17 protein-coding genes are annotated in these 24,612 nt (G+C 25.2%); all 17 read right to left on the bottom strand.

The window, feature by feature from the left end; genetic code table 4:
• Window positions 1-24: 24 nt before the first annotated feature.
• The 17 genes from EELLY_RS03840 to EELLY_RS03760 all read right to left on the bottom strand — a co-directional run bounded on the left by EELLY_RS03840 (window position 25) and on the right by EELLY_RS03760 (window position 24,526).
• The gene (locus EELLY_RS03840) at window positions 25-1,551 is read right to left on the bottom strand and encodes a YitT family ABC transporter (protein WP_104206138.1); all 1,527 of its coding nucleotides are present in this window, start codon (window positions 1,549-1,551) and stop codon (window positions 25-27) included.
• A 10-nt stretch (window positions 1,552-1,561) separates the two neighbouring features.
• Window positions 1,562-2,923, bottom strand: a complete 1,362-nt coding sequence (locus EELLY_RS03835; RefSeq protein ID WP_104206137.1) for a DEAD/DEAH box helicase — start codon at window positions 2,921-2,923, stop codon at window positions 1,562-1,564.
• Window position 2,924: 1 nt separating this feature from the next.
• The gene (locus EELLY_RS03830; RefSeq protein ID WP_104206136.1) at window positions 2,925-3,716 is read right to left on the bottom strand and encodes a Nif3-like dinuclear metal center hexameric protein; all 792 of its coding nucleotides are present in this window, start codon (window positions 3,714-3,716) and stop codon (window positions 2,925-2,927) included.
• Window positions 3,694-4,380, bottom strand: coding sequence for a tRNA (adenine(22)-N(1))-methyltransferase (locus EELLY_RS03825; RefSeq protein ID WP_104206135.1), 687 nt, complete (start codon window positions 4,378-4,380; stop codon window positions 3,694-3,696). The genes EELLY_RS03830 and EELLY_RS03825 overlap by 23 nt, the downstream gene beginning before the upstream one ends.
• A gap of 2 nt (window positions 4,381-4,382) precedes the next feature.
• Entirely contained in the window at window positions 4,383-5,810 is a 1,428-nt protein-coding gene (locus tag EELLY_RS03820) for a sigma-70 family RNA polymerase sigma factor (protein WP_104206134.1), read from the bottom strand.
• Window positions 5,810-7,663, bottom strand: coding sequence for a DNA primase (dnaG, locus tag EELLY_RS03815; protein WP_104206133.1), 1,854 nt, complete (start codon window positions 7,661-7,663; stop codon window positions 5,810-5,812). The genes EELLY_RS03820 and dnaG overlap by 1 nt, the downstream gene beginning before the upstream one ends.
• An 18-nt stretch (window positions 7,664-7,681) precedes the next feature.
• Window positions 7,682-9,040, bottom strand: coding sequence for a glycine--tRNA ligase (locus EELLY_RS03810; protein ID WP_104206132.1), 1,359 nt, complete (start codon window positions 9,038-9,040; stop codon window positions 7,682-7,684).
• Between the two features lie 94 nt (window positions 9,041-9,134).
• Entirely contained in the window at window positions 9,135-9,932 is a 798-nt protein-coding gene (recO, locus tag EELLY_RS03805) for a DNA repair protein RecO (RefSeq protein WP_104206131.1), read from the bottom strand.
• Between the two features lie 2 nt (window positions 9,933-9,934).
• Window positions 9,935-10,837 (bottom strand): GTPase Era, encoded by a 903-nt coding sequence (era, locus tag EELLY_RS03800; RefSeq protein WP_104206130.1) that lies wholly within the window; start codon window positions 10,835-10,837, stop codon window positions 9,935-9,937.
• On the bottom strand, window positions 10,838-11,338 hold the full coding sequence (gene ybeY, locus EELLY_RS03795; protein WP_104206129.1) for an rRNA maturation RNase YbeY: 501 nt from the start codon (window positions 11,336-11,338) through the stop codon (window positions 10,838-10,840).
• Between the two features lie 21 nt (window positions 11,339-11,359).
• Window positions 11,360-13,177 (bottom strand): cysteine peptidase family C39 domain-containing protein, encoded by a 1,818-nt coding sequence (locus EELLY_RS03790; protein WP_104206128.1) that lies wholly within the window; start codon window positions 13,175-13,177, stop codon window positions 11,360-11,362.
• Between the two features lie 87 nt (window positions 13,178-13,264).
• Window positions 13,265-13,822: a DJ-1 family glyoxalase III gene (locus EELLY_RS03785; protein WP_181021058.1), complete on the bottom strand. Its 558-nt coding sequence runs from the start codon at window positions 13,820-13,822 to the stop codon at window positions 13,265-13,267.
• Window positions 13,815-18,881, bottom strand: coding sequence for an ABC transporter permease (locus EELLY_RS03780; RefSeq protein WP_104206127.1), 5,067 nt, complete (start codon window positions 18,879-18,881; stop codon window positions 13,815-13,817). Before EELLY_RS03780 ends, EELLY_RS03785 begins: the two co-directional genes overlap by 8 nt.
• 20 nt (window positions 18,882-18,901) lie before the next feature.
• The gene (locus EELLY_RS03775; RefSeq protein WP_104206126.1) at window positions 18,902-21,547 is read right to left on the bottom strand and encodes a hypothetical protein; all 2,646 of its coding nucleotides are present in this window, start codon (window positions 21,545-21,547) and stop codon (window positions 18,902-18,904) included.
• A gap of 195 nt (window positions 21,548-21,742) precedes the next feature.
• A complete protein-coding gene (locus EELLY_RS03770; RefSeq protein WP_104206125.1) occupies window positions 21,743-22,501 on the bottom strand; it encodes a TrmH family RNA methyltransferase in 759 nt (252 codons plus the stop codon).
• The gene (locus EELLY_RS03765) at window positions 22,501-23,004 is read right to left on the bottom strand and encodes a dUTP diphosphatase (protein WP_104206124.1); all 504 of its coding nucleotides are present in this window, start codon (window positions 23,002-23,004) and stop codon (window positions 22,501-22,503) included. The genes EELLY_RS03770 and EELLY_RS03765 overlap by 1 nt, the downstream gene beginning before the upstream one ends.
• A gap of 241 nt (window positions 23,005-23,245) precedes the next feature.
• Window positions 23,246-24,526: a glucose-6-phosphate isomerase gene (locus EELLY_RS03760; protein WP_104206123.1), complete on the bottom strand. Its 1,281-nt coding sequence runs from the start codon at window positions 24,524-24,526 to the stop codon at window positions 23,246-23,248.
• Window positions 24,527-24,612: the final 86 nt, after the last annotated feature.

Here is a 24,612-nt window from a genome sequence, read left to right as displayed (position 1 = left end):
ATAAAAAAATATAATCTATTTAGATTATACATTATTTTTATATTTATTTGCTTTTTGGATTTTATTATAAGTCTTAATAATTGACTCATTTTCAATCTTTTTCATTATTTTTAAATTAGCAACCATTTCCTCACTAAGCGCTCTATCTCTTGTTTCATTATCTAACTTATAACTAAAATGTTTACCTTTGACTGACTGAGTTCCTGTAATGTTAAGAATCATATCTTCATCAATATTCAGTAAATGTTGTTCTATTCTTCTTCAATACAATAATGGTAGACTAATCATAAGTAAATCTTGTTCTTGATCTGAGAATGCATTTTTTTTAGAAGTTTTAGTTTGTCATACAAAAACATTATTGTTATATCCTATATTATATAAATACTGTTGTACTTCTTGATTTTTTGAAGTTGATATCATAACGTTCATGACTTTATTTTTGGGATAACTTTTATCTACAGTTATACCTTGAACAATAATTAATATTAATGATGAAAATAAAGATGGCCCAAAAATAAATTTAAATTTGAGTCAATTTATCATTGACTTTGAATAAGCATCATCAAAATCATGATTTCTTGCAATAATTTCTGTAGCTTTTAGTCATTGATCTTTAAAATTTTCTGGTTTAATAAATACAATGTCTTTGTACTTTTCTTTATTGTTTTGTGCTATGGTTGAAACTTCATTTCAAAAATTAGTGTTTTTTAAACTTTCAAAATCTTTAAACTGATAATATATTTGATTCATTTTAAATGAAGCTTCAATATCTTTTGTTTGCATAATTAAAGTATTTAAAATAATAATTGTAATTAAAGTACAAATGTTAATTCGAACATTAATCATGCCTATGCTTTTGTCTTTTTTAACTGAATAATAATAACTAACTCAATCTGATCCACCAGTTGATGCTCCAGCTCTGTAAGTCATTGAGTATGCAATTCCATTAATGATTCCTGCAAAAACTGCAAAAACAAATAATCATAAAACCATTGATCCCATTGTAGATGTTTTAAAAAGAGTTCCAATTGGTATTAATAAAGGTAAGTCATTTGGGTTTATATATGGTGTATTTTGAATAATTAAGTCAAATATAATTGTTAGAACTAAATATATTATAGTTGAAATTGCAAATCTACCACCGATTTTAAAATATCCAAATATTGCTAAAGGGACATTTATCATGAAGTAAATCAAAAAATAAGTAGTGGATGATGGTATTTTTAAAGTGTTATTTATTAAAATCGAAAAAAATCTTGCAATAGCTCCAAAACCTCCAGGAAACAACCCAGCACCACCACTAACTGATATAAAAAAATCTACAGCAATAGTTGTTAACATAGCAGCTAAAACAATTCATAATAAATCTCTTCAAAATAATGATGAATAGTAATGTTTTACTTCATAGCGATGTTTTGCTTTAAAAAATTCATTCTCATGAATTTTATCAAAACGTTCATCAGTTTTTATTTCATGAATTTCTTGTTCAGTTAATGATAAAAGTTTTTTGCCATTATAAGAATAAATCTTGACCCTTCTTTTTTTTGTCATTTTTTAACCCTTAATCAAAAATTTCTTCACGACGTTTTCTGTATTTTTCTTTTTTAATTTTATCAATACTTTTTTTAATATGTTCACGACGCTTTTTCTTTTTTATATCTTCTAACTCAATTTTACGTTTCTTTTTATACCCTGGTTTAACTTTTTGATTAGAATATTTAGCAATTACTTTTTTAGAATCATCATCTAAATTTTCATAATTATTAATTTTTTTAGATTTTTTTTGTTTAACTTCAATTAAAGCATCATTAGCGATTTTTGTCATCATAAAAGTTATTCCACTTTTTTGTAAACTCTCTATTTTAGATTGATTTTGGACATTATATAACACATAGCTTTCACCAGTCATTTTGCCCCTGCCTGTTCTACCACTTCTATGTACATAATATGATAAATCAATTGGTAAATCAATCGATATAACATGACTAACACCGTCAATATCAACACCTCTAGCAGCAACATCAGTTGCCACAACATACTTGAATTCATTGTTCTTAATTTTTTTAAGCATATTCATTCTTGTTCTTGGTTGTAAATCTCCATGCAATTCACCTACATGCTCATTTGTTATTAGGCGAATTAATTTAACATACTTTTCAACTTCATCTTTTTGATTAATAAAAACTAAGCATAAAAATGGGTTAATTGATTTTACAACACTTGATAAAAATAATTCTATTTCTTTATTTTTAGTATCAATCAAAATATGCTTGATATTTTTAGTTGTTTTATCATTATTTGTTACATCTACAAAATGAGAATTTTTCAAATATTTTTTAACAAATATTTGAAATTGTTCAGAAATAGTTGCGCTAAATAGAGATATTTTTATATCCTTTTTAGCTTTTGAAATTATAAAATCTACTTCTTCAAAAAAACCAAGTTCAAAAATCATATCACATTCATCAATTACAATAAAATCAGATGTTGTTACTTTTAAACTATTTGCTTCATAAAGTTCTTTAATTCTAGTTGGTGTTCCTACTGCTATTGTTGGCTGTGTTTTTTCTAAGTGAGCAATTTGTTTATTTATATCTTCTCCACCAATAAACAATGATGCTTTTATTTCTGGCTTATTTTTTATAAATGGTTTTATATTGTCAAAAATTTGTTTTGCTAACTCTCTTGTTGGAGCTAAGATTAAGGCTTGAGTTTGTTGTTTTTCTTTATCTTTTAAATTATTTAAAATAGGCAATAAAAAAGCATGAGTTTTTCCAGTTCCTGTGTGTGATAAGGCAACAACATTTTGATGTTTTTTGATTAATGGAATAATCTTTTCTTGAATTTTTGTTGGGTTAAAAAAATCTATTTCAACTAAAGTGTCGTTAATAAATTTTTTAAAACCAAAATTTGAAAATGACATTTTAATTCTCCTTGTACTTTTTATATTGATTAGTTATATCATAACTTTTTATTTTTAAATCTTTAAAATTATCTGATAGTTTTTTATTTAAATCTTGAATAAAGTAATTTTCCATATAATGACCCACAGTTATTAACTTAACATTATTGTCATTAGCATAAATTCAATCACTTCATTTGGCTTCTCCAGTTACAAATGTGCAGTCAGATAAACTATTATTTGATATAGATGATGCACCGCTTCCTTGATTAATATATATATTATCAATGAGTTCTTGCATAACAATATTTTTGCTTATTTGAATATCATCAGTTTCAAAAGTTTTTTTAAGTTTTTTTATTAACTCATTTTGGTTGATACTTTTTTTAAATTTAATTTCTAAAAAATCTTTTTGTGAATTAGGTTTTTCTATTTTTTTAACTTCAAAATCACTACATGCAATTTCTATAAAAGTTTGATAGGCACAATAATCATAATTTGTGTGAATAGAAAAAACCAATACATTATTATTTTTTAAATATTTAATAACCTCTTTTTTAAAAGGGTTCTTTTTTTCTTTATCTAATTCTTTAAATATAAATGGATGTCTTGTGATTATAAAATTAGGTTTAGTTTTTTTAATTTCTTCAAAAGAACCTGATGTTAAGTCCAAGGTAATAAAAATATTGGAAATTTCTTGTTCAAAATTAATCATTTTTTTATCAAATAACTGAAACCCTACTTTATCTCATTCTCCAGCTTTATTTGAAGGAAACTTTTTTTCTAAATATTTAGCTAATTTTATTAATTGCATTTACATAACCTTCTATTAATTTTATTTTTTTAACAGTCTTTTTATATTGTTCGCTATGATTTTTTTTATTCAATTTTAAAAGTATACTTTTATATTTATTAATTTCATTATTTAAGTAAAATAAATAATTTTGATTATTTATAAAATAATTTTTATTTCCAAGCAGTAAATCTTTTTTTAAAATTGAACTTTTGAACTCTGTACTTATTTGCAGCAATCAATAATGTTTTTTTTGATCAACAAAAAAGTCTTCAAATAATATTTCAAAATTATTTTTAAAAGCTCATTGTCTTATAGGAGAAACTTCTGTGTTAGAACAAACTATAATTTGACCTTGTGGTTTTTTTCAAGATGACAAAATATTAACTATGGTAGGAGAGCCTAATCCACAAATTGTAACTACATCTAAACTAATATCTTTATTATTTATAAAATCAAATCCGTTACTTTTGATTGTTGTTATTTTATTTGTTAAGTTTGCTAATTGAATGTTTTTTAAAGCTTCTGCTAATGGTTCGCTATTTACATCAATTGCAAATGCACACTTAGCTTTACTGTTTTGCACTAAAAAAATGGGTAAATAAGCATGATCAGTTCCAATATCTGCAACATTATTACAGTCATTAATTAAATCTGCCACCTTACTCAATCTTTTACTTAACATACTTATCCTTTATAAAATTCTTTTAAAACTTTTCCAGTCTTATTATTTGATGTTGGTTGTTTTAATTTTCTAATTGTTTTATTTTCTATTTGTCTAATTCTTTCTCTTGTAACATTTAATTCAATACCAACTTCTTGTAATGTTTTTGAAGCTTCGTATTTTAATAAATGCTCTTGAATGATTTTAGATTGAATTGTTCTGATTTTTTCTACAGGGGTTTCTAAATGAATATCAAATTTTGCAATATCTTTTTTTAATTCTTCAGAAGTTGTATCGCCACTTTCTTCAGCAAGTCTTATCAAAGTTCTAACTTTTGTTGGTACAATCCCATATCTCATTCTTATAACTTTTTCTTCTCTTGCTGGCATTTCTTCAAATATTTTGTCAAAAATATTTCTTAATACCTCCTTTTCAGTAAAGTCAGAAGGTGAAACCATGTCTTTATCTTCAACAAAATCACCAAAATGAGTATCGTCTTCATCGCCAAATGGTTTTTCTAAACTTACAGGTTCTACTGCTATTTTTTTAATTTCAACAACTTTTTCAGGAGTAATATCTCCACCCATTCTTTCAGCAATTTCTAAAAATGTTGGTTCTCTACCTAATTCTTGAGTTAGTTGTCTTTCAATTCTTGCAAGTTTATTAATTGTTTCAACCATATGAACTGGTATTCTAATAGTTCTTGCTTGATCCGCAATAGCTCTTGTTATTGCTTGGCGAATTCATCAGGTTGCATATGTTGAAAATTTAAAACCCTTTAAATAATCAAATTTATCAACAGCCTTAATTAAACCAATATTTCCTTCTTCTATTAAATCAGCAAAATCTAATCCTCTATTTAAATGTTTTCTAGCAACTGATATAACCAACTTCAAGTTAGAAGTAATCAACATTTCTCTTCCTTCTTTAATTTCTTCAGGAATATTAGATTTTGCAAGTTTAGCATAAACAGTCTCTTGATCTTTGCTTAAAATTTTTGTCTGTCCAATAGCTGAAAAGTATGTTTTAATAATATCTTGAATTTTAGTTTCATTTGAAATACTTCCGACTCTATACTTAGTGTTACCTGAATCTTTAGGTCTTCTTCCAGGACCTCTTCTTTCACCAATTAAATCATCTACAGAATCAGAATCATCTTCTATTGTTTTATCTTCGATATCTTCAATTAAAGCAATTTTTTCTAAATCTTCATCCAAATCAATATCATCTTCTTCAAGGTCAATAAATGAAATTCCATTTTTTTGAACTTCTTCTAATATTTTTTCATACTCATTGTCACTAGCATTTACAAAAATTTTACTAAATTCTTTTTGAACTTCTTCAGATGTTATTTCATTATTATTTGCTTTGGCTCATTGAATTGTATATTTTAAAAACTCATCTATAGTTTTTATTGAAGATAGTTTAGCTTTGTCATTATATTTTTTCATTATTTTTCTCCCTGTTTTAAAAAATTTAATTTAAATTTTTTTCTCATTGCAATTCTTGCATTTAATGTATTTGTTAGTTTTTCTCTTTCAAGAACGGTTATTTCTTTTTTGTTCAATTGTTGTTTTATTTCAAAAATATCTTCTTCATTATGTCTTTCTTTAATCTTAATAAAAGCATCATCTAACCTTTTTAATGGATCTGAATATTGCATTTGAAAGTCTAATGAATTAATTATTGACTCAATTATTTCGTTAAGCTGCGGTGAATTTTCACTTTGCAATTTATTCAACATTTCTTTTGAAGAAATACCTATATTGTTTTCATATATTTTTAAAACCTTTTGAATTAAATGTCTACTATCTTGATTTTTTAATTCAATATCTGAAATATTTTTCTTTATATAATTCAAATGCTGATTACTTTTTAATAATTCTTGCAATATTGCATTTTCACTATTTTGATATCCTCTTATCTTATTTTCAACACTTTTATTAAATGATTTATCAATTGGATTTTTTGGTTCATCCAAACTTTCATTTTTATTAGAATGAGTTGTAAAATTTCTTTTAGACTTAAATATTTCAATTATAGCAGGCTTTGAAACTTTAGATATATCTTGAATTAACTCAAGTGATTTATCATAAAGTATTTGATTATTTGCACTTAAAACAAAATTAGCTACCAAAGAAATAAATTTAGCAATAGAATCATAATTATTAGAATCAGTTGATTTTCATAATTGTTTAATTACAAATTCTAAAGGTTCAATTGATTCGCTTATCATTTTTAAAACTAAATCTTTTTTATTTTGATTTATAAGTTCATCAGGATCATTAGTAGTAATGTTGTAGACTATTGATGTTTTAATTTTATTTGCAATTAATAAACTAGCAGCTTTTATACTTGCTTCAACACCTGGTTTATCACCATCCAAAAATATTTTAACTTCACAATCTTTAATTGTTTTGAATAACTTAATGTGAAAACTTGAAAGTGATGTTCCCATTAATGCAATAACATTATCAATACCAGCACCACACATACTTATAACATCCATATATCCTTCTAAAATTATTATTTCTTTTTTAATTCTGGCATTTTTGCTAGCGGATAAAAAGTTATAAGCAATTTTTCTTTTTTGAAAAACTTCAGTTTCTTTAGTGTTTAAGTATTTAGGTCTTTCTGACTTATCTTCAATTTTTCTACCACTAAAGCCAATCACATTATTTTGTTCATCTGTTATTGCGAAAATAATTCGATCTGAAAAAATATTTTTTATTTTTTTATTATTTTCATCATAATTACCCAAACCAGACTCAATAATATCTTTTAATTCAAATCCCTTATCCATCAGGTGTTGGGCTAAGTTTGATTGTTTTGAAATATATCCAATATTGAATTTGTCTATTTGCTGAAGATTTATGTTTCTGCTTTTTAGATATTCAATAGCTGATTTACCATCTTTTGTAGCTAAACCTGATTTAAAAAAAGACATAGCTTCAGAGTTTAGTTTATATATTTTGCTTAAAAGATTATTTTGAATGGTGCTTAATTTTTTTTGATATTGACTTATATCAAAATTTATGAATTTTGCAATTTTCTCAATTGCTTTGTTAAAACTAATATTATCAAATTTTTTAACAAACTCAATAACGTTACCACTTTCTTGGCAAGAAAAGCATTTGTAAATCCTTTTTTCATTACTAACTGACATTGAGGGACTAGTATCTTGGTGAAAAGGGCATACTGCTCAAAAGTTTCGACCTTTTTTCACAAGTGTTATTCTCTCTCCAACAACACTTACAATTTCTGTTTTTGCAACAATATCATCAATAACTTCTTTTGGCAACATAAAACCACCGCCTCTCTTTTAAGCTAAATTAAATTTCAAAAAATCTTTTAACTTATCTTTTGAGACTCTTTCTTGTTTCATAGAATCTCTAAATCTTACAGTTACACTGTTATCTTCTTGTGAGTCGAAATCACAAGTAATAACCAAAGGAGTTCCTATAGCATCTTGTCTTCTATACCTTTTACCAATATTTCCAGTTTCATCATAAGTAGCATCAAAATCAACAATTAGATCTTTAAATAATTTATTTGCTTCTTCTGATTGTTGTTTTTGTAATGGCATGATAGCAATTTGATAAGGAACAATATTATTAGGTAATTTCATCACTATTCTAGAATTACTTTCATCGATTTTTTCTTCTTCATATGCTTGACATAATAAAGCCAGTATTAATCTTTCAACTCCAACTGAAGGCTCAATAACACTTGGTATAATTTTTGTATTATCTATAGGATTTAAATAAGTCAAATCTTCTTTTGACAATTCTTTGTGAACTGTCAAATCAAAATTTCCTCTATGAGCAATACCCCAAAGTTCACCTCAACCAAACGGAAATTTAAATTCAATGTCGCTTGTCGCTTTTGAATAATGTGCTAACTCATCTTGTTCGTGTTCTCTAATTCTATAATTTTCTTTTTTAATTTTAATAACATTTTGCAAAAATCAATCCACTTCATTAACTCAATACTTATATCAATCATTTTCATCATTTTCATTAAAAAAGAATTCTAACTCCATTTGTTCAAACTCTCTGGTTCTAAATATAAAGTTTCCCGGTGTAATTTCATTTCTAAAAGATTTACCAATTTGTCCAACTCCAAAAGGTAATTTTTTTCTTAAAGATCTTTGAATATTTTTAAAGTTTATAAAAATACCTTGAGCAGTTTCTGGTCTTAAATAAACAGATGATGCAGAATCTTCTAGCACGCCTTGATTTGTTTTGAACATCAAAGCAAATTTTCTAATTTCAGTATAATCACATGAACCACACTTAGGGCATTTTATTTGATTTTTATAAATAAAATCTTTAATATCTTTTTCATTCATGATACCTGAATTAATACTTGAATCAAACTCTTCAATTAATTTATCCGCTCTTCATCTACTGTGACAGTTTTTGCAGTCAATTAATGGATCATTAAACCCATCAATATGACCACTGGCTTGCCAAACTTTTGGATTCAATATAATAGAACTATCTAAACCAACATTTAAAGGATTATTTCTTACAAAATGATCTCATCAAGCTTTTTTTAACTTATTTTTTAATTCAACACCCAACGGACCATAATCTCATGAATTAGCAAGCCCTCCGTATATTTCAGATCCTTGAAAAATAAAGCCTTGACTTTTAAGATGATTAATTAATTCGTCCATTTTAACCTAATTTCTATTTATATAAAAATACAAAAGTCAGGCAAAGCTGACATTTCATATTTATTGATATTCATTTAAATAATAAACTAAAACACTAATTTGTCAACACATTATAAGTGTACTCAACAAACTCTTTTTCCCTGTATATTTCTTTGGCTAGTAATTCATCTATTGATTTTGAAAAAATTCCAATTTCATCTTTCAAATATGTTAACAAAACTCTTAATAAGATGATTTCATAAGCTACATTCATTTTTTCATGAAAAATTGAATTAAAAGTATTTTTTTGTAAATTCATTAAATAATCAATAAACTCAACTGATTGTTTTTCTTCTTTTGACGGGTCAAAACAATTAGCGCAAACTAAACCATAATTACTGAAATCAAATCTTCTATATATACGGTTCTTTTGGTTACATACATAACACTTACTTAAATCTCATTCTCCACCAAGAAATTTTAATATATAAAAAATAAACCAAACAAGATTTGAAAAAGGATTTTTATTATTAGCTATGTTATTTATGCTTTTTTCAAGCATTTTATAAATTGTATAGTTCTTACCTATAAAATGCTGTTCTTGCAACATAATGGTGCTTATAATGCTTGCAAACAAGTAATTATTATATATTTTAGTTAAACCTAAATTGGATTCAAGCAATCTTCCTGTTTTCAACTTTGACAATGAATAAACACTTCTTGATTTAAATATTTCAAATTCTGAAAAGGAAAAAGAATTTAATGAATACATATTTTTAGAAGTTGGTTTATTAACACCTAAAGCTATAAAAGACATTTTCCCAAACTTATCAGAGTAAATAGTGACAATTTTGTCGAAATCTTGAAAATCAAAACTTTTTAGTACAATGCCTTTAATAACTCTTTCACTCATTATTAATATTTATCCTTATCATAACCCAATCTTTTAATTAATGATGCTGAACTTCTTCAATTTTCTTTGACTTTCACAAAAAGTTCAAGTGTGATTTCTTTGTCATATAGTTCTTGAATTTGTTTTTTTGACTTATAACGAATATCAGATATTTTTTTACCTTGATGGCCAATAATAATACCTTTTTGAGACTTGCGTTCAACAATGATTGAAGCAACAATGTTTACATGCTCTTCGTCTTCTTCAATTTCATCAACTAAAATAGCAACTGAATGAGGAACTTCTTGCCCAGTTTTAAACAAAATATTTTCTCTAATTATTTCTCTTATTGAAAATCTAGTTGGCTGATCAGTAATGGTTTCTGCATCATAAAATAAAAATCCATTTTCTGGCAAATACTTTTTGATCATTTCAATCAAAAGATCTATATTAATGTTTTTTATAGACGAAGTAATTAAAACTTCATCAAATATTTTTCCAAATTCCGCCCATTCGTTAGCTTTCAAAAACAATTTCTCTTTAGTAACTGCATCTGATTTTGAAATAACTAATATTTTAGGCACTTCTTTTTTCTCTAATTCTTTTAATATAAATAAATCATTTTTTCCAATGGTTTCATCAGCTGGAGCCATAAAGATAATAATATCAACATCCTTCATGCTTCTTAAAGCTGAGGAATTCATAAACTTATCAATTTGGTTTTTAGAAGTGTGAATTCCTGGAGTATCAACAAAAATTAATTGCGAACTTTCATCAGTTTTAATTCCTCTAATATTATTTCTTGTTGTTTGAGCTTTTGAAGTTACAATCGATATTTTTTGCCCAATAATTTCATTTAGTAAAGTTGATTTACCAACATTAGGTCTTCCAACAATTGCAATAAATCCTGACTTAATATTACCCATTTAATTCTCCTCTCTTAAGTAATCTTTTTCAATAAAAGTTATTTTATATTCAACATTATTTAAATTTAATATTTGGTCTTGAAGCTTAAACATTATTTCTTCTTGTTCTTGATTTACTTCATGATCATAACCCATTAAATGCAAAAAGCCATGAACTATTAAAAAAGCCATTTCTTCTTTATCAGTATGGTTATATTTTAAACTTTTTTTATGCGCTTCTTCAGGACAAATAAAAATATCTCCAATTTCTTGAATTCCCACTATTTCGATTTCTTGTTTTGACATTTGAATCGGAAACGAAAGAACATCAGGTATATATGTTTTGTTTCTAAACTTTTTATTAATTTCAAGAGCTTCTTTTGAATCCACAAAATTAATTGATAAATTAACTTCGTTTTTTAGCTTCAAAACTGTATAAGCTGTACTTAAAAGCTCAATTGCCAACTTTTCTCAATCTTTTGTTTTCTTATTTGTGCTATTTGAAAAATAAATATCTATCATGTTTTATACCTTTAATATATTTTAAGGTAAAATCAAAAATTTATCACTAAATAACTCATGGAATAATTTTATTACACTTTTTATTTCTTCTTTTGTAATAATTTTGAAGTTTGTATCTAAAATTATCATATCAGCTTTATTAAAAAATATTGACATTAACTGTATAAACTCTGCTTCAATGTTTGTATAGCAATTAGGTTCAACAATTTTTTCAAGTTTGATATTATACTTTTGTAGTAAAGATTTTATTTCTAGATTAGTAAATATATCTATGCTAGTTTTATTTTTATTAGTAATATTTTGAAAGATAGTGCTATAAGTCAAACATAATTCTTTGATGTAAATTATTTTACTTCTAAGACTTGAAGAATCAATCTTTTTAATATTTACATTATTGATAAAAATATCAACTGATGGTTGTTCAAAAGTTTTGTTCAATAATTTTAAATTAATATTTTGAATTTGATTTGTTTGATTTGTTATCAACATAATTTGAGTATTTTTCTTTTTTTCATAAATCATTACTTTTTGAATTTTATCTATAATTAATCCTTGTTTTTGATTAGTAAATAACTTAAGATACTTTATTTTGTAGGTTTTGTACGTTTGCCAATGTTCATTAAAATGATAAAAAGTAATTAAAAAGCTTTTATTAAACGATTTAAGTAAAAGAATTATAAAAAAAGAATTAAAATCTAGTGTCTGATCTTTTATCAAACTTCAGCATATAAAATAAATTATTAAAAAACTGCATTTCTCTAAAAAATTTATTGAAGTAGAAAATAGTTGACTTTTGTTCATTGGTTTGTAATTGTTCATCTTTTCATAAAATTCATTTTCTTTCCCTAAATTTTTTAACAGGGAAGGATTATTTAATATCAAAAGCCAATCCATAGATTGCTCTTTTTTAAAAATATGCACCTTGTTTTTATTCAAAATTATAATAACAATTATAATATTTATAATAAGTAATATAATAAGGGCTTCTTTTAAAATAAATCCTATATAAATTAAAGTAAAAACATTTGTAAATAAAGATGAAATTAATGAAGTTATTTGTAAACTTTCAAACTTACTCATTCAACTAATTTGGTTATATATTATATAAAATTCTCTTTCATTATTATTTGCGATGTAATAAGTCAATTTCTTAATATATACTTGATTATTTTTTTCATAAAATTTAAAAATAAAATACTCAGACATGTTTTTAAAAATTAAATTTAAGATAAATACCATAATAAAAAATGAATAAAAAATTAAATTTTGGTTTTCATTAGTAAAAGTAGAACTATAAAGTTTTATTATTCTAGTTTCAAAAATTATAAGAATGCTTAATATTAAACTTATAAATATATAAAGTGTAGTTTCTAAACTTAATAAATTTTTAAATGTAAATCAGTGTAGTTTATATTCTTTATTAAATGCTTTTTTGTTTGGTTTGAATAATAAAACATTATTTTGAAATATACTGATAAATTCTTCAAAAGTATATCTTTTCTTATTGTTGCAGCTTGGATCTAAAATTACAACTCTTAATTCTGTTAAGTTTTCAACAACAACAAAGTGTGAAATATTTTCTTCATTAATTACTTGTGCAATGAAAGGGGTTTTGTTTTTCAACTCTTCAAAATCCATATCAACTTCAAAAGCTTCACCTTTTATTTTAAATTCATTAGCAATATCTATAATGTTATAAAAACTTAATTGCTCGTCTTTTAAATTCGATTGTTGTTTAATAAAATCTAAATCTAATTCTGTTTTGTAATAATAATTAACAAGCATAGCAACACAAGCAACTCCACAATCTTTATAAGTCTTTTGCCTAATTAATTTCAAAAAATCACCTCAATTATTATTAAGGTGATTTTATTAAATAATGGTGAAAAAAATAAATAGATTATACAATTTTTAAAATTAATATTATTAAAAAATAACTAATTGTTGTTTAATTTTTTCACTTTCATCTTTACCAAGTAAATACTCAACAATTTTTAAAGCAAAAACTACACTAGTTCCGATACTAACACCAGTAAGTATATTATTATCAACATATACATTATTTGGTTGAACATTTTTTAAATCAATGAATTTATTAGATAAAGGGTGCTTAACTAATTTAACTTTTTCTAACACACCAGCTGCACCTAATATCTGTGGTGCACCACAAACAGCTGCTACTAGTTTATTTTGATTATTAAATGCTATTATTACTTCATGCAAATCATTGTGGTCTAATAAATCATCACAACCAGGTCCCCCAGGCAAAACTACACCATCATAATTAGCAATTTTTAAGTCTTTAAATAAGAAATTCGCATTAATTTCAATATTGTGAGATCCAGTAGTTAATAATTTATCATTTAAAGTAAATATATCAACTCGAATGTTTGCTCTTCTTAAAACATCAATTGTTATAACTGCTTCACCTTCTTCAAAATTAGAATGCAATATCAATGCAACTTTTTTATTCATATTATTCATTAGCCTCTTTCAAAATTTCTGCAGGTTCGTGTGTTCTTACTTTCAATGAAGTAAATCAAACACTAATAAGATATGTTGCTACAATAACAATAAAACTTGTATAAATTGGTCATGCAGTTAAAACAAACGGTAATTGAATTCCTATAAGATTTCTCATGACAAATATTACAAAAGAAATCATTCCTCAAGCCCCAGCAGTCCCACCAATTCATGATAATAATGATAATATAGTAGCTGGGCCAAATGAGTAATTCATAACTTTTCAATTTGAATACCCAAATGATTTCATTAATATCATAAACATTCTATATTTAGTGATATAAATGTCTGCAATTAAAATAATTAATAATGCAGACATAATAATAACACTTACAATAATTAACATTGCAATCGAAACAGCTAATTGTGTAACTTGTGCTATTAATTGTTTTTCAGTAGTTAAAAGCTTTTGTTTTTCTGGCATCATTTTTAAATTACCAGAACTAATATTACCTGTCTCATCTTGAGATAAAAGTAATATCCCATTATTTTCAGTATTAGTTGTAACAAATCCTGTTGTTAACTCTGTTGGTTCTGCAATGTTAGAAAACTTAGAGTTATTTCACATCATTTGTGTATATTTCAATGTTTCTTTACCATCTGCTCACATTTTGGAAGCATCTTGAACATAAATGTCTTTAGTTTCATCATGTGTTGAATATCTATCATATTGGTTAATAAAACTTTTCCCAGAATCTGAAACAAGTTCTTCCCCAGCTTTATGAACTATTTCATCACCTAATGTATCATTTTTCATAGCATACTTTTCAATGGTTGAGTAATTGTTGATTAAGTTTGCAAATGTTTGATCAACAACTGTAAAATTACCATTATAAGAATCTAATTTACCAACTTGTAGTAAATTAATTTTTAAATTATTATTTGTATATTCTAAATCGTATGTGTCTTCTTTTAATAATCCAGCATTGATTGCTTTAGAATATCAAACATAATCCTTGTTTGTATCAGTAAGATTTATAAGTCCTCTATTTTTTGCAGCTGTTTCTTGCATGCTAAATTCTAAAGCATATGGATTGATTAAAACATAATCATCATTATCATTTACACCATAAATTTGTTTTCATGCATTTTTAACTGAATCAGGAACTTCGCTAGACTTAATAGTGTCTTTAAAATATTCTTTTAATTCTCCATTTCCTTTATTTATATAATTAGCTCACTTATTTTCACCATTAATACCAATATCATTTTTGATCATTGATTTAGGGATAAATAAGTTGACATTTTTATATTCATAATATGGTCTTATGTATGAAATGATGTTTTGACTACCTTTTGCAAAATCATTAAATAAGTATGAGCTATCAGTTAGTTTATAATTTGAACCATCTTGGTCAAAAAAGTTTCTAAATGTAAATTTATTATTGTCTAAATCTTGCAAATTTAAATATCTAGATTTATTTTCATAATTTTTATAAGTACCAATTCTTGAACTTTTTATAACATCTCGATTGCTATTAGTTCCATAAGCTTTATTAAAATAATCAGAACTTAAAAAATCATTATCATCATATACTCATGCATCTTTTGGTAACACTTTAAAACTTCCATCACTTGTTTCAAAAGAAAGTTGTCTATCTGAACTTTTAATATTTGATAAAGTGTCACTTTTATTCTTTTTAAACATAGCAGATGACTGGTGATTTGTCATTGTTGGTATAAACAATTCATTTGAATTGGCATCATATATTTTTAAACCTTGATAATAAATATCATCTTGTGATTTTTGATCAAATACATTGACTATTTTTTCTTTTGTTGCATCATCTAAAAATACTTTATCTTCAATAGTTGAATCAATATTAAAAGCTTGTTGGTGTTTGTTTAAACCTGTTAATTCAAAATTATATTTATTGCTTGTAACATTTATTTTTGTTGCAAAAGTTTCTTTGTCTTTTACTATCCTTTTAGCATTATATCCAAAAGCATATTGTTCAATTCTTGAAGGATCTTGAATATAAGCTTGAATAAACGGAGGTGCCGCTTTAGTAATTGTTTGTACTATACTTTCTTTTCAATCGCTAGAATTTCCTTGTGAAACACCTAATATTGCAGATAAAATAAGTGGTATTGCTTTAGTTAAATTATCAGCTATTTTTTTGTATTTAATTAAAAGTTCATCATCTGTTTTTAATTTATCATCCCCATTAGACCCATCCACAGAATGAATTATTGAAGCCATAATTTGTTCAATAGTACCAACTGAAAACTGCTGACCTACAGATTGAGCAAAATTATTTCCAAATTGTTCCATCACCACACCAATTAAACTAGTTGGAACTGGTGATTTGTTTTCTAAGTTTGTAGTGTCGTTTATATTAGATTCATTTGCAGAATCAGATGATAAATATTTAAATGTATTTTGAATTTTTACGCTATTTTCACCTGAACCTAAATACATATATTTGGCTATTGGTGATGAATCATAAGTTGAATCAAAATAAAATTTTGGATCACTATAAATGTAATTGCCTCCAACTTTTTTATAATCTTTATCTAAAACCTCTGGTGCTGTAACATAAACTACACTGCCTTTTGATAATGGGGCATTAGACACTGGTTTAACATAATCATAACTGTTAGCGTAATTAACATTTTTATAATATCCATCTTTCACTGTTTGAATTGTAGCTGGAATAGATAAACCAATAGATACCATAAATGAAGATAACAGTACTATTACAGTCATAAGCACAATATTTCTTTTATTTGTTGAAGCTAAGTTAACACTAAATCTAATTGAAAATTTAGATTTTTTTAACATTGTATTATTGATTTTATCTAGAGTTCAAGACCTATTTCTTTTTTCTTCAACGTGTTTTATTATTTCTTGTATTGGTTTGTTTGTTAATTTATAAGCAGTATAAAAAGAAACTAAAATACTTAATAAACCTAAAAATATATAAGCTATTATTAATGGGGTAATTGAAAATTGGATTTGATGCAACTCAATACTAAAGTATGGAATAAACAATCGAATGTAAATTGACTGTGTCACTAAACCCACAACCCAACTTATAGGGATGATAAATATAGTAACAAACAATGCTTGAGCAATGTATGAAGAAGCAATTGAATAAGAATTAAAACCTAAAGCTTTTAAAATACCAATTTGTTTAGAATTCTCTTTAATTGTTTTTTTTGTTGATATAACTAAACCAATAATGGCAACCAACATAAGCACAAGCGATAAAAACATGGTAGAAACAGTATAAGTTAAAACAACCAAAGGTTGCAAAGTTCAAGACATAGCATAACCAGATTCATCAAATGAAGTAGTGTTAGGGGATGAGGTATATAACTTATTAAAAGTCGCAACATCTGATTTATTGTTTGATCAAATTAAATTTCTAATATTAACTTTTTCTAAATTCACAGCTTTATTTGAATCATTAGTTCTTCTCATAGTTTCAAATGTGGAAGCAGTGGCATAAATTAATGCTGATTTTTTATATTGAGGAACAGGCAAGTCTTCATCAGCAATTGGATAATAAGATAGAGTATCTGTAGCAAAGCCAGAAATATTAAATACCCCAGTACCGATATTAATATTATCATTTAACTTCAACTTGTGGGCTCTAGCGAATTGTTCTGATACTAAAACTTCACCCATTATAACCGGCACTCTACCACCATCATAACTATTTAAAATTTTTGTTTTAGTTTTAGTTTGCTCATCTAAAATTATTCCTCTATATTGAATTTGAGAAATGTTGTCAAAAAAGTTAAACTCTCTTCTAACTTCAACTTCAAGATTTGCAAAAAAAGAAGCAATTTTCAAATTATAATTATAAGCACTTGCAAGCACTTGAGCAATTGGTTGGTCATCATCTGAAGAAAAAGACCTATTATTTAAAATTCATGAATATTGAGAATTTGCAGAAGAAGAATCATAAGGGTTGAAGAAAATTCTTTTAAATGTTTCTTGTTTTAAATCTCATGTTTCAAATCCTGATATTTTAGCTGACCAATCTTCTTTTGAACCACTGGGTTCTAATCTAAAAGCGGAATCTTCTACCAGTGTGTTAGAATATTTAATTGCACCATTTTCAGTAAATTTAAATATTGGGTTACTTATACCTCTTAATCCTTGTTCTAGTAATTTATCTTTAATTTTTTGTTCAGAAACGTCATCAATTATAATTAAGTTTGGTTTTTCTGTATATATGTCAGTTGAATACTGGTTTGTGTCATTTACTATTCAATTCTTTGCTCTATCAGTTTGATTAGAGTCTGATATTTGGTTACCTGTTACAAAGGTATATAAATCTGAATTAGTTAATGATGGATTATCTTTAATTAATCATTCATCAAAATATGCAAAATAAGCCATTATGCTTTCTGAAACTGTTGTAGCATAAACATAAAAATTAATATTTTGTAATTGGTCAAAATTTATTTTATTTTGGCTTTTTCATTCTATTATTAATTTTTGATCTTTTTTTAAATTTTCAACATCATTTTTTAAAAATTTTGCAACTGGAGAATTTATTTTTTGATTTATAACTTCATTATAAAGATTATTTACTAAAATGTTTCTACTATTTATTCTAAAAGATACATCATTTATAAGTTTTGAGTTATTTGCATCTAATTTAGTAAATAAACTCTTCATTTCATCAGCTTTGAAAGAATTAGTAATAAAATTTGAGCCATAATAAGCTTCATTAAACGCTATATTAATTTCAAACTTTTCATGATCAATAATGCTTTTATTTTTATTAATATCAATCGAAGTAAAAACTGGTTTTTGAGAAATTCTTTGATTAGATGTAAATCCGCTTCCATATGTAAAATCTTCTTGATAATAATCAAATTTATCTACAGATCTAACAACATCATTATATGTTTTGTTTAATCTATCCCTAAGGTTGATAGAAGATGTCAAAATAAATACTGATAAAAAAGCCAAAATTATAATAATTAAAAATTGAATTTTAAATCTGAATATACCTTTTTTACCTTGTTTTAAAAGCAGATAATTTTTTGACTTTTTCATATTACACCCTTTCTAATTATTTAATTTCTTGTTATATTGAAAACCTTATAATTCTTATCACCATATAAAGCATTGCTTTTAGATTTTTCTCTAAATAAAGTTACTGTATAAGATTCATTTATTTTATATTTACTTATCTTGTAATCTAACTGATAATTAATATAAGAATCACTGTAAATGTTTTCATAGTTTGTTTGATTAATAAATTTTGTATATCAATTTTTTTGGTTAAAAAAGTCACCAAAATTATCATTAGTATATTCTGCTTCTGAAACATTTATAAATCACGAAGAAAGATCAACTAATCCAGTGATTAATTTAACAGTATTTTCAGCTTTTGAAGGATCTTCTGATTGGTTTCCTTCCAAATTATGACCATATGCTTTACTTATTGTTTCAAAAATACTGTTTTTTATAAATTGATTCCCATCAAGTGTTAAACCTAAAGCAACAAGTAGTGCTTTTTTAGGTTCTTTGACAACTATATTCCCAATCGTGATTTCATTATTTTCAAGTGCAGCAATCAAAGATTTGATCATCACTTCGATGTTTGAAACAGTTTCTTTTGTTCCTTTGTATTCAACTTCTTGGTTTTCAAATAATGATAATAAAATATGTCTAAATGAACCATAATCAAAATAATATGATTCTAGTGAGCTGCCATCATTTGGTTTAAAATATTTATCCAGTTGTTCTACTATATTCAATAAACTCATATTTCTTAATCCATATAAAAATTGGAAATTCTTGTTGAAATCTAATCCCAATAATTCAAAAACTTCATTCATTTTTAAGCTTAATAAAGTTTTTAAGTCTGGTGCTATTTCAATAATTAAATTGGAAATAGTGTTTGGTTTAAAAACATTAATTAACTGGAATAAACTTTTAAACAATTCCCCATTGTAAATCGCTACAAATAAATCATTAGGAACTCCACTAATTGAAGAAATAGAAGATAATCCATCTAAATTAATTTTATTATCATTTGGCAATTTGGAGTTTTTAAACATAGCTAATAAATATAAAATATCACCAATTATAATCGGTTTTTTGCCTTCTTCTGTCAAAGATTTAAACAATGTTTCATTTAATATAAATTCAATTAAGTCATAAATGTTATTATACTTTTTCTTTTTTATTAATTGGATTATCATAGTTATAGATTGTTTAAGTGAATTAAAAATGTTTGCGGGTAATGAATTAGGTGTTTTAACTCATTCTAAAACATCTAGAATTAATTTTGCTCAGTCCACGTTTTTAGGTAATGAACTAATGGTTGTTTTAACTGTTTCTAAAACATCTTTGATTAATTTTGTTCAATCAATGTTTGAAGTTGATGAATCTGATGAATCAAGGTTTGTAACCAATTTAAAAATATCTTGAATTAATTTTTTTCAATCAAATGATTTTTTTGATGAATCTGTATCTTCATTTTCAATTGCTTGTGTATTTTCATTCAAGTCATCTTTTGTATCTTCTGATTTAGCATTTCTTTCTTTCAACATTTTGAATAAAGGACTCATTATAATGTTTGAATTCATTATAATGTTTGAACCCAAATTATTTGTTTCTGCACTTTTTGGAATACCAAATAAAATATTAACCAAACCTCTAGCACCTTTAAATCCATAACTTGGTTTTAAAAATTTTCTAACTAAAGTTAAAATCTTTGAAATATTGATTTCATCAAAAGATTTGATAACATCTTGGTCAATTTTTTTATTTAACACTTTAGCTAAATCATCAGAAGTTACATTATCAGTGTCGAATTGTTGCAAATATCAAACTATACTTAAAAAATAATTTAACAAAGGACCAAATTTTTCAATAATTTCAATAATTTTACCTGGGCTTTTATTTTCACTACTTTTATCATCACTTGACGCTTTTTTAGGAATCAATGTTGATCAAAAATTTTGACCCACATGCATCATAACATCATTAACTGTTGTCTCTGAATTTCACTCTTCGCTTTCAAATGGATTATTTAGGTATTTTTTTAAAGTTTCTATTGTTGGAAGCTGGTCTTTAAATAAAGATCATATAACTGTTAAAACATCTGGTGTTAATGAATAATTTCCTAATAAATCAAAAATTAGATTCGAGTTTTGATACAAAAGTTGAGCTTGTCCAACATTAAAGTCTGAACCAAACAAAATACCAAGTAATGAAGATATTAAAGATAAAGTACTCGCAGTTGAACTATTACCTTTTTTTTCACCATCAGTCAGTTTAATACCTGTTAAGTTTAAAACTTTAGCTTCTTTTTTTCAAGCAACATTATAATTTTTATTTAGTTGTTGTTCCATTGTTATGGTTTGATCTCATGATTTATCAGAATTTAGCTTTTTAACTCAATCTGATGATGGTAAAAAATCAACCATTTTTTGGGAAGACATTTTGTTGATTGTGTATTCGTAATTAATATTCGCATTTGTTGAAGATTTTTCAATACCTTTAACTTCAACTGATTTAATGGTATTGTTTTCAATAGTCGTGGGGTTTGATAGAATTTGAGCTTCTGCTGAAATATTTGTTGTAGTAATCAACTTTTGAATACTTGCTTGAAATTCGCTTCTATATTTTGAAGTAAATGTGAAAGCAGTTATAGAAACAGAAGCTGAAGATAAACCAAATATCGATAAACTTATTAGTAATTTTTTCATAAAGCACCTTTTATAAACTAATATTATTTTACCATATTTTAAGTTTGATTTTAAAAAATAAACACTTTTACAAAAGTTGAAAAATAGAGTTTTAATAATTAATAAAACAATTATTTATTTAATTTTATTAAAGGTGAAAAAAATAATATCTTAAATGGTGTTTTTATACTCTTTGCGCCAAATTTTTTAACATTTTTACTTACTATCTTTAATTTTATGCATTAAAATAGAAGCTGCAATTGCGACATTTAGTGATTCAACTTCATTAGACATAGTTATTACAACATTAATATCAACTAGTGGTTTTAGTACTTCGCTAATACCTTGACCTTCATTACCAACAAGTAGTGCTATTTTACTTTCTGGTAAAATTTTTAATTCTTTAATTGCTAGTGATTTTTCATTTAAAACAGTACCTATTATTATATAATTTTCTTTTTTTAATTCAAAAATTTTATATTTTAAATCAACATTTTTAATATGCGATTTAAAAATTGTGCCTTGTGTTGATCTTATGACTTTTTCATTAAAAAAACTAACAGAATTTTTTGATGCTATTACATTAGTAAAATCAAAACTGATGGCACTTCTCAGCATAGTTCCCATATTACCTGGGTCTTGAATATTGTCTAGTAACAAAACGTTTTTATTGGGATTAAAGGGTTTTGTTTCAATTTTACAAGTTGCAAAAATACCTTGATTATTTTTTGTAAGTGACAACTTATTAGCGATTTGTTCATTTATAACAAAAACTTTTTCATCAATATGATTGATGTGATGCAAATTTTCAATTAAAGTAAATATTTCAGAAACTAAATTATTTTTTAAAGCTTCATTAACTAAATTTATTCCTTCAATAAAAAACATGTTTTCTGTTTCAATTAATTTTTTATCATCTCTTAATTTAATTAGCTTTTTTATTTTAGGATTAGTTAATGATTGAATGATATTCATTAATAATTTTCAACCTGTCTTTGTTGGTTTTTTGCATGTTTCTTTTTATAAGTGTTAATTAAATCATTTTCAGAATACTTTTGTACATGTGCTATTTGTAAAAAAGAATTAAATATTAACGAAAAAGTTTTTATGCTTTGCTCATTAACTAACAGTGTTAAGTTTTGAATTAAATCAAAATAACAATCAATATTATTTTTATAACCAAGATCCTTGAACTCAAAAGTAGTAAAATCATATTTAATTTGATTTCCTAAACTAACAATAAAATGAAGTCCATCTATGTATTCTTCTAATTGAACTTCTCTTGGTGCAGCAGCTCCTTGTTTTCAATATTTAAAACTCTTTTCTTCGTTAGCATATTCACCTAGTTCAACTCAAAAAGCAATAATTTTCTTTTTGAACATATCGTTATCTATACTTAAACTGTGTTTCTCAATTATTTTGCTATCTAAGTATTCTTGTTGTTCGCTTAATCACTTAAGAGTTTCTTGTTTAATCATAAATGTTTTCCTTAATTTATTTTGCTATATAAGTAATTTTATCACAACCTTACTTACTAAGTAAATAGTCAATTTAAAAATAAAAAATCAGATTAACTGATTTTTGTTGTCAATAATATTTTATTTTTATAAATCAACAATACAATTACCAAGTTACTAGAATCTAAAAAAGGACTTTAATAACTTCATTATAAGATAATTTAATTGTATGAATTTTTTCACATGAATTCTTTATAACTAATTATTTAATTCCTGGTTTACCAAGCAATTTAAACATATTGTGTTTATAAACTTCAACACCTGGTTGATCAAAAGGATTAATTCCCATCATGTATCCGCTCATTGCTACTGCTAATTCAAAGAAGTAAACCAAGTAACCAAATTGTTCATCATCCATTTTTTCAAATTCTAATATGATATTTGGCATTTTACCTGCATTAACGTGTGCATCAATAACACCTTCAATAGCAACTGAATTTATTTCATGAAATGATTTGCCAGCTAAAAAGTTTAAACCATCATAATTATCTTGATCTAACTCAACACTTAAATTACCAACAGGATTTTGAATTTTAATAATTGTTTCGAAAATAACTTTTCTAGGTCCTTCTTGTACTCATTGTCCCATTGAATGTAAATCAGTTGAAAAAACCATGGAAGTCGGAAATAGACCTTTACCCTCTTTTCCTTCAGATTCCCCAAATAATTGTTTTCATCATTCATTAATATATTGCATTTGTAATTCATAGGTTACTAAAGCTTCTGCTTTATAACCCTGTTTGTATAGTGCGTTACGCGCTGCTGCGTATTTATAAGCTTGATTAGTTAAATCATTTTGAACTAAATTGTTTTTAGCTTTAATAGCACCTTTAAAAATATTATCAGTATTAATGCCAGCAACTAATAAAGGAAAAATCCCAACTGGTGTAAGAACTGAAAAACGACCCCCAATATCATCTGGAATAGTAAATGTTAAATATCCTTTTTTATTAGCAAGTGTTTTTAAAGCACCTCTTGATCCATCAGTTACTGCCACAATCAGTTCTTTTGCTTTTTCAATACCCGATTGTTCGATCAATTGTTTTTCTAAAGTTCTAAAAGCAATGCCTGGTTCTGTTGTTGTACCTGATTTTGAAATAACACAAATTCCAAATTTTTTATTTTTTAGATATTCACTTAATTGAGCAATATAAGTTGAACTCATTGTGTGCCCAGAATAAATTATTTTAATTTTATCTGAATGATTAAGCCCTCTAATCATTTCATCAGCTGCTCTAATCCCTAAATAAGAACCACCAATACCAATAGTTACTAAAATATCTATTTTACTTCTTAATGAATTGGCCACTTTTTTCATTTCATCATATTCATTTTTATTAAATGCTTCTGGTCATTCTATTCAACCTAAAAAATCATTACCCGCTCCACTTTTAGTCTTGATTATTTCATGTATTTGCTTAACCTTATTATTATCTAATTCAACTGTTTTTAAACTTGAATGATCTAAATTGACTTTAATCATATATCTCCTTTTATTAATTATTAAGATTCCAATATTATTATACTCTTTGTAGTAAATTAATAATTTAAATTACATAAAAAAGAAAC

The sequence above is a fragment of the Entomoplasma ellychniae genome (assembly GCF_002930155.1).
Lineage (GTDB): Bacteria > Bacillota_I > Bacilli_A > Mycoplasmatales > Mycoplasmataceae > Entomoplasma > Entomoplasma ellychniae.
Note: the sequence above shows the minus strand (reverse complement) of the source record. Positions and strands in the feature narration are given on the sequence as shown.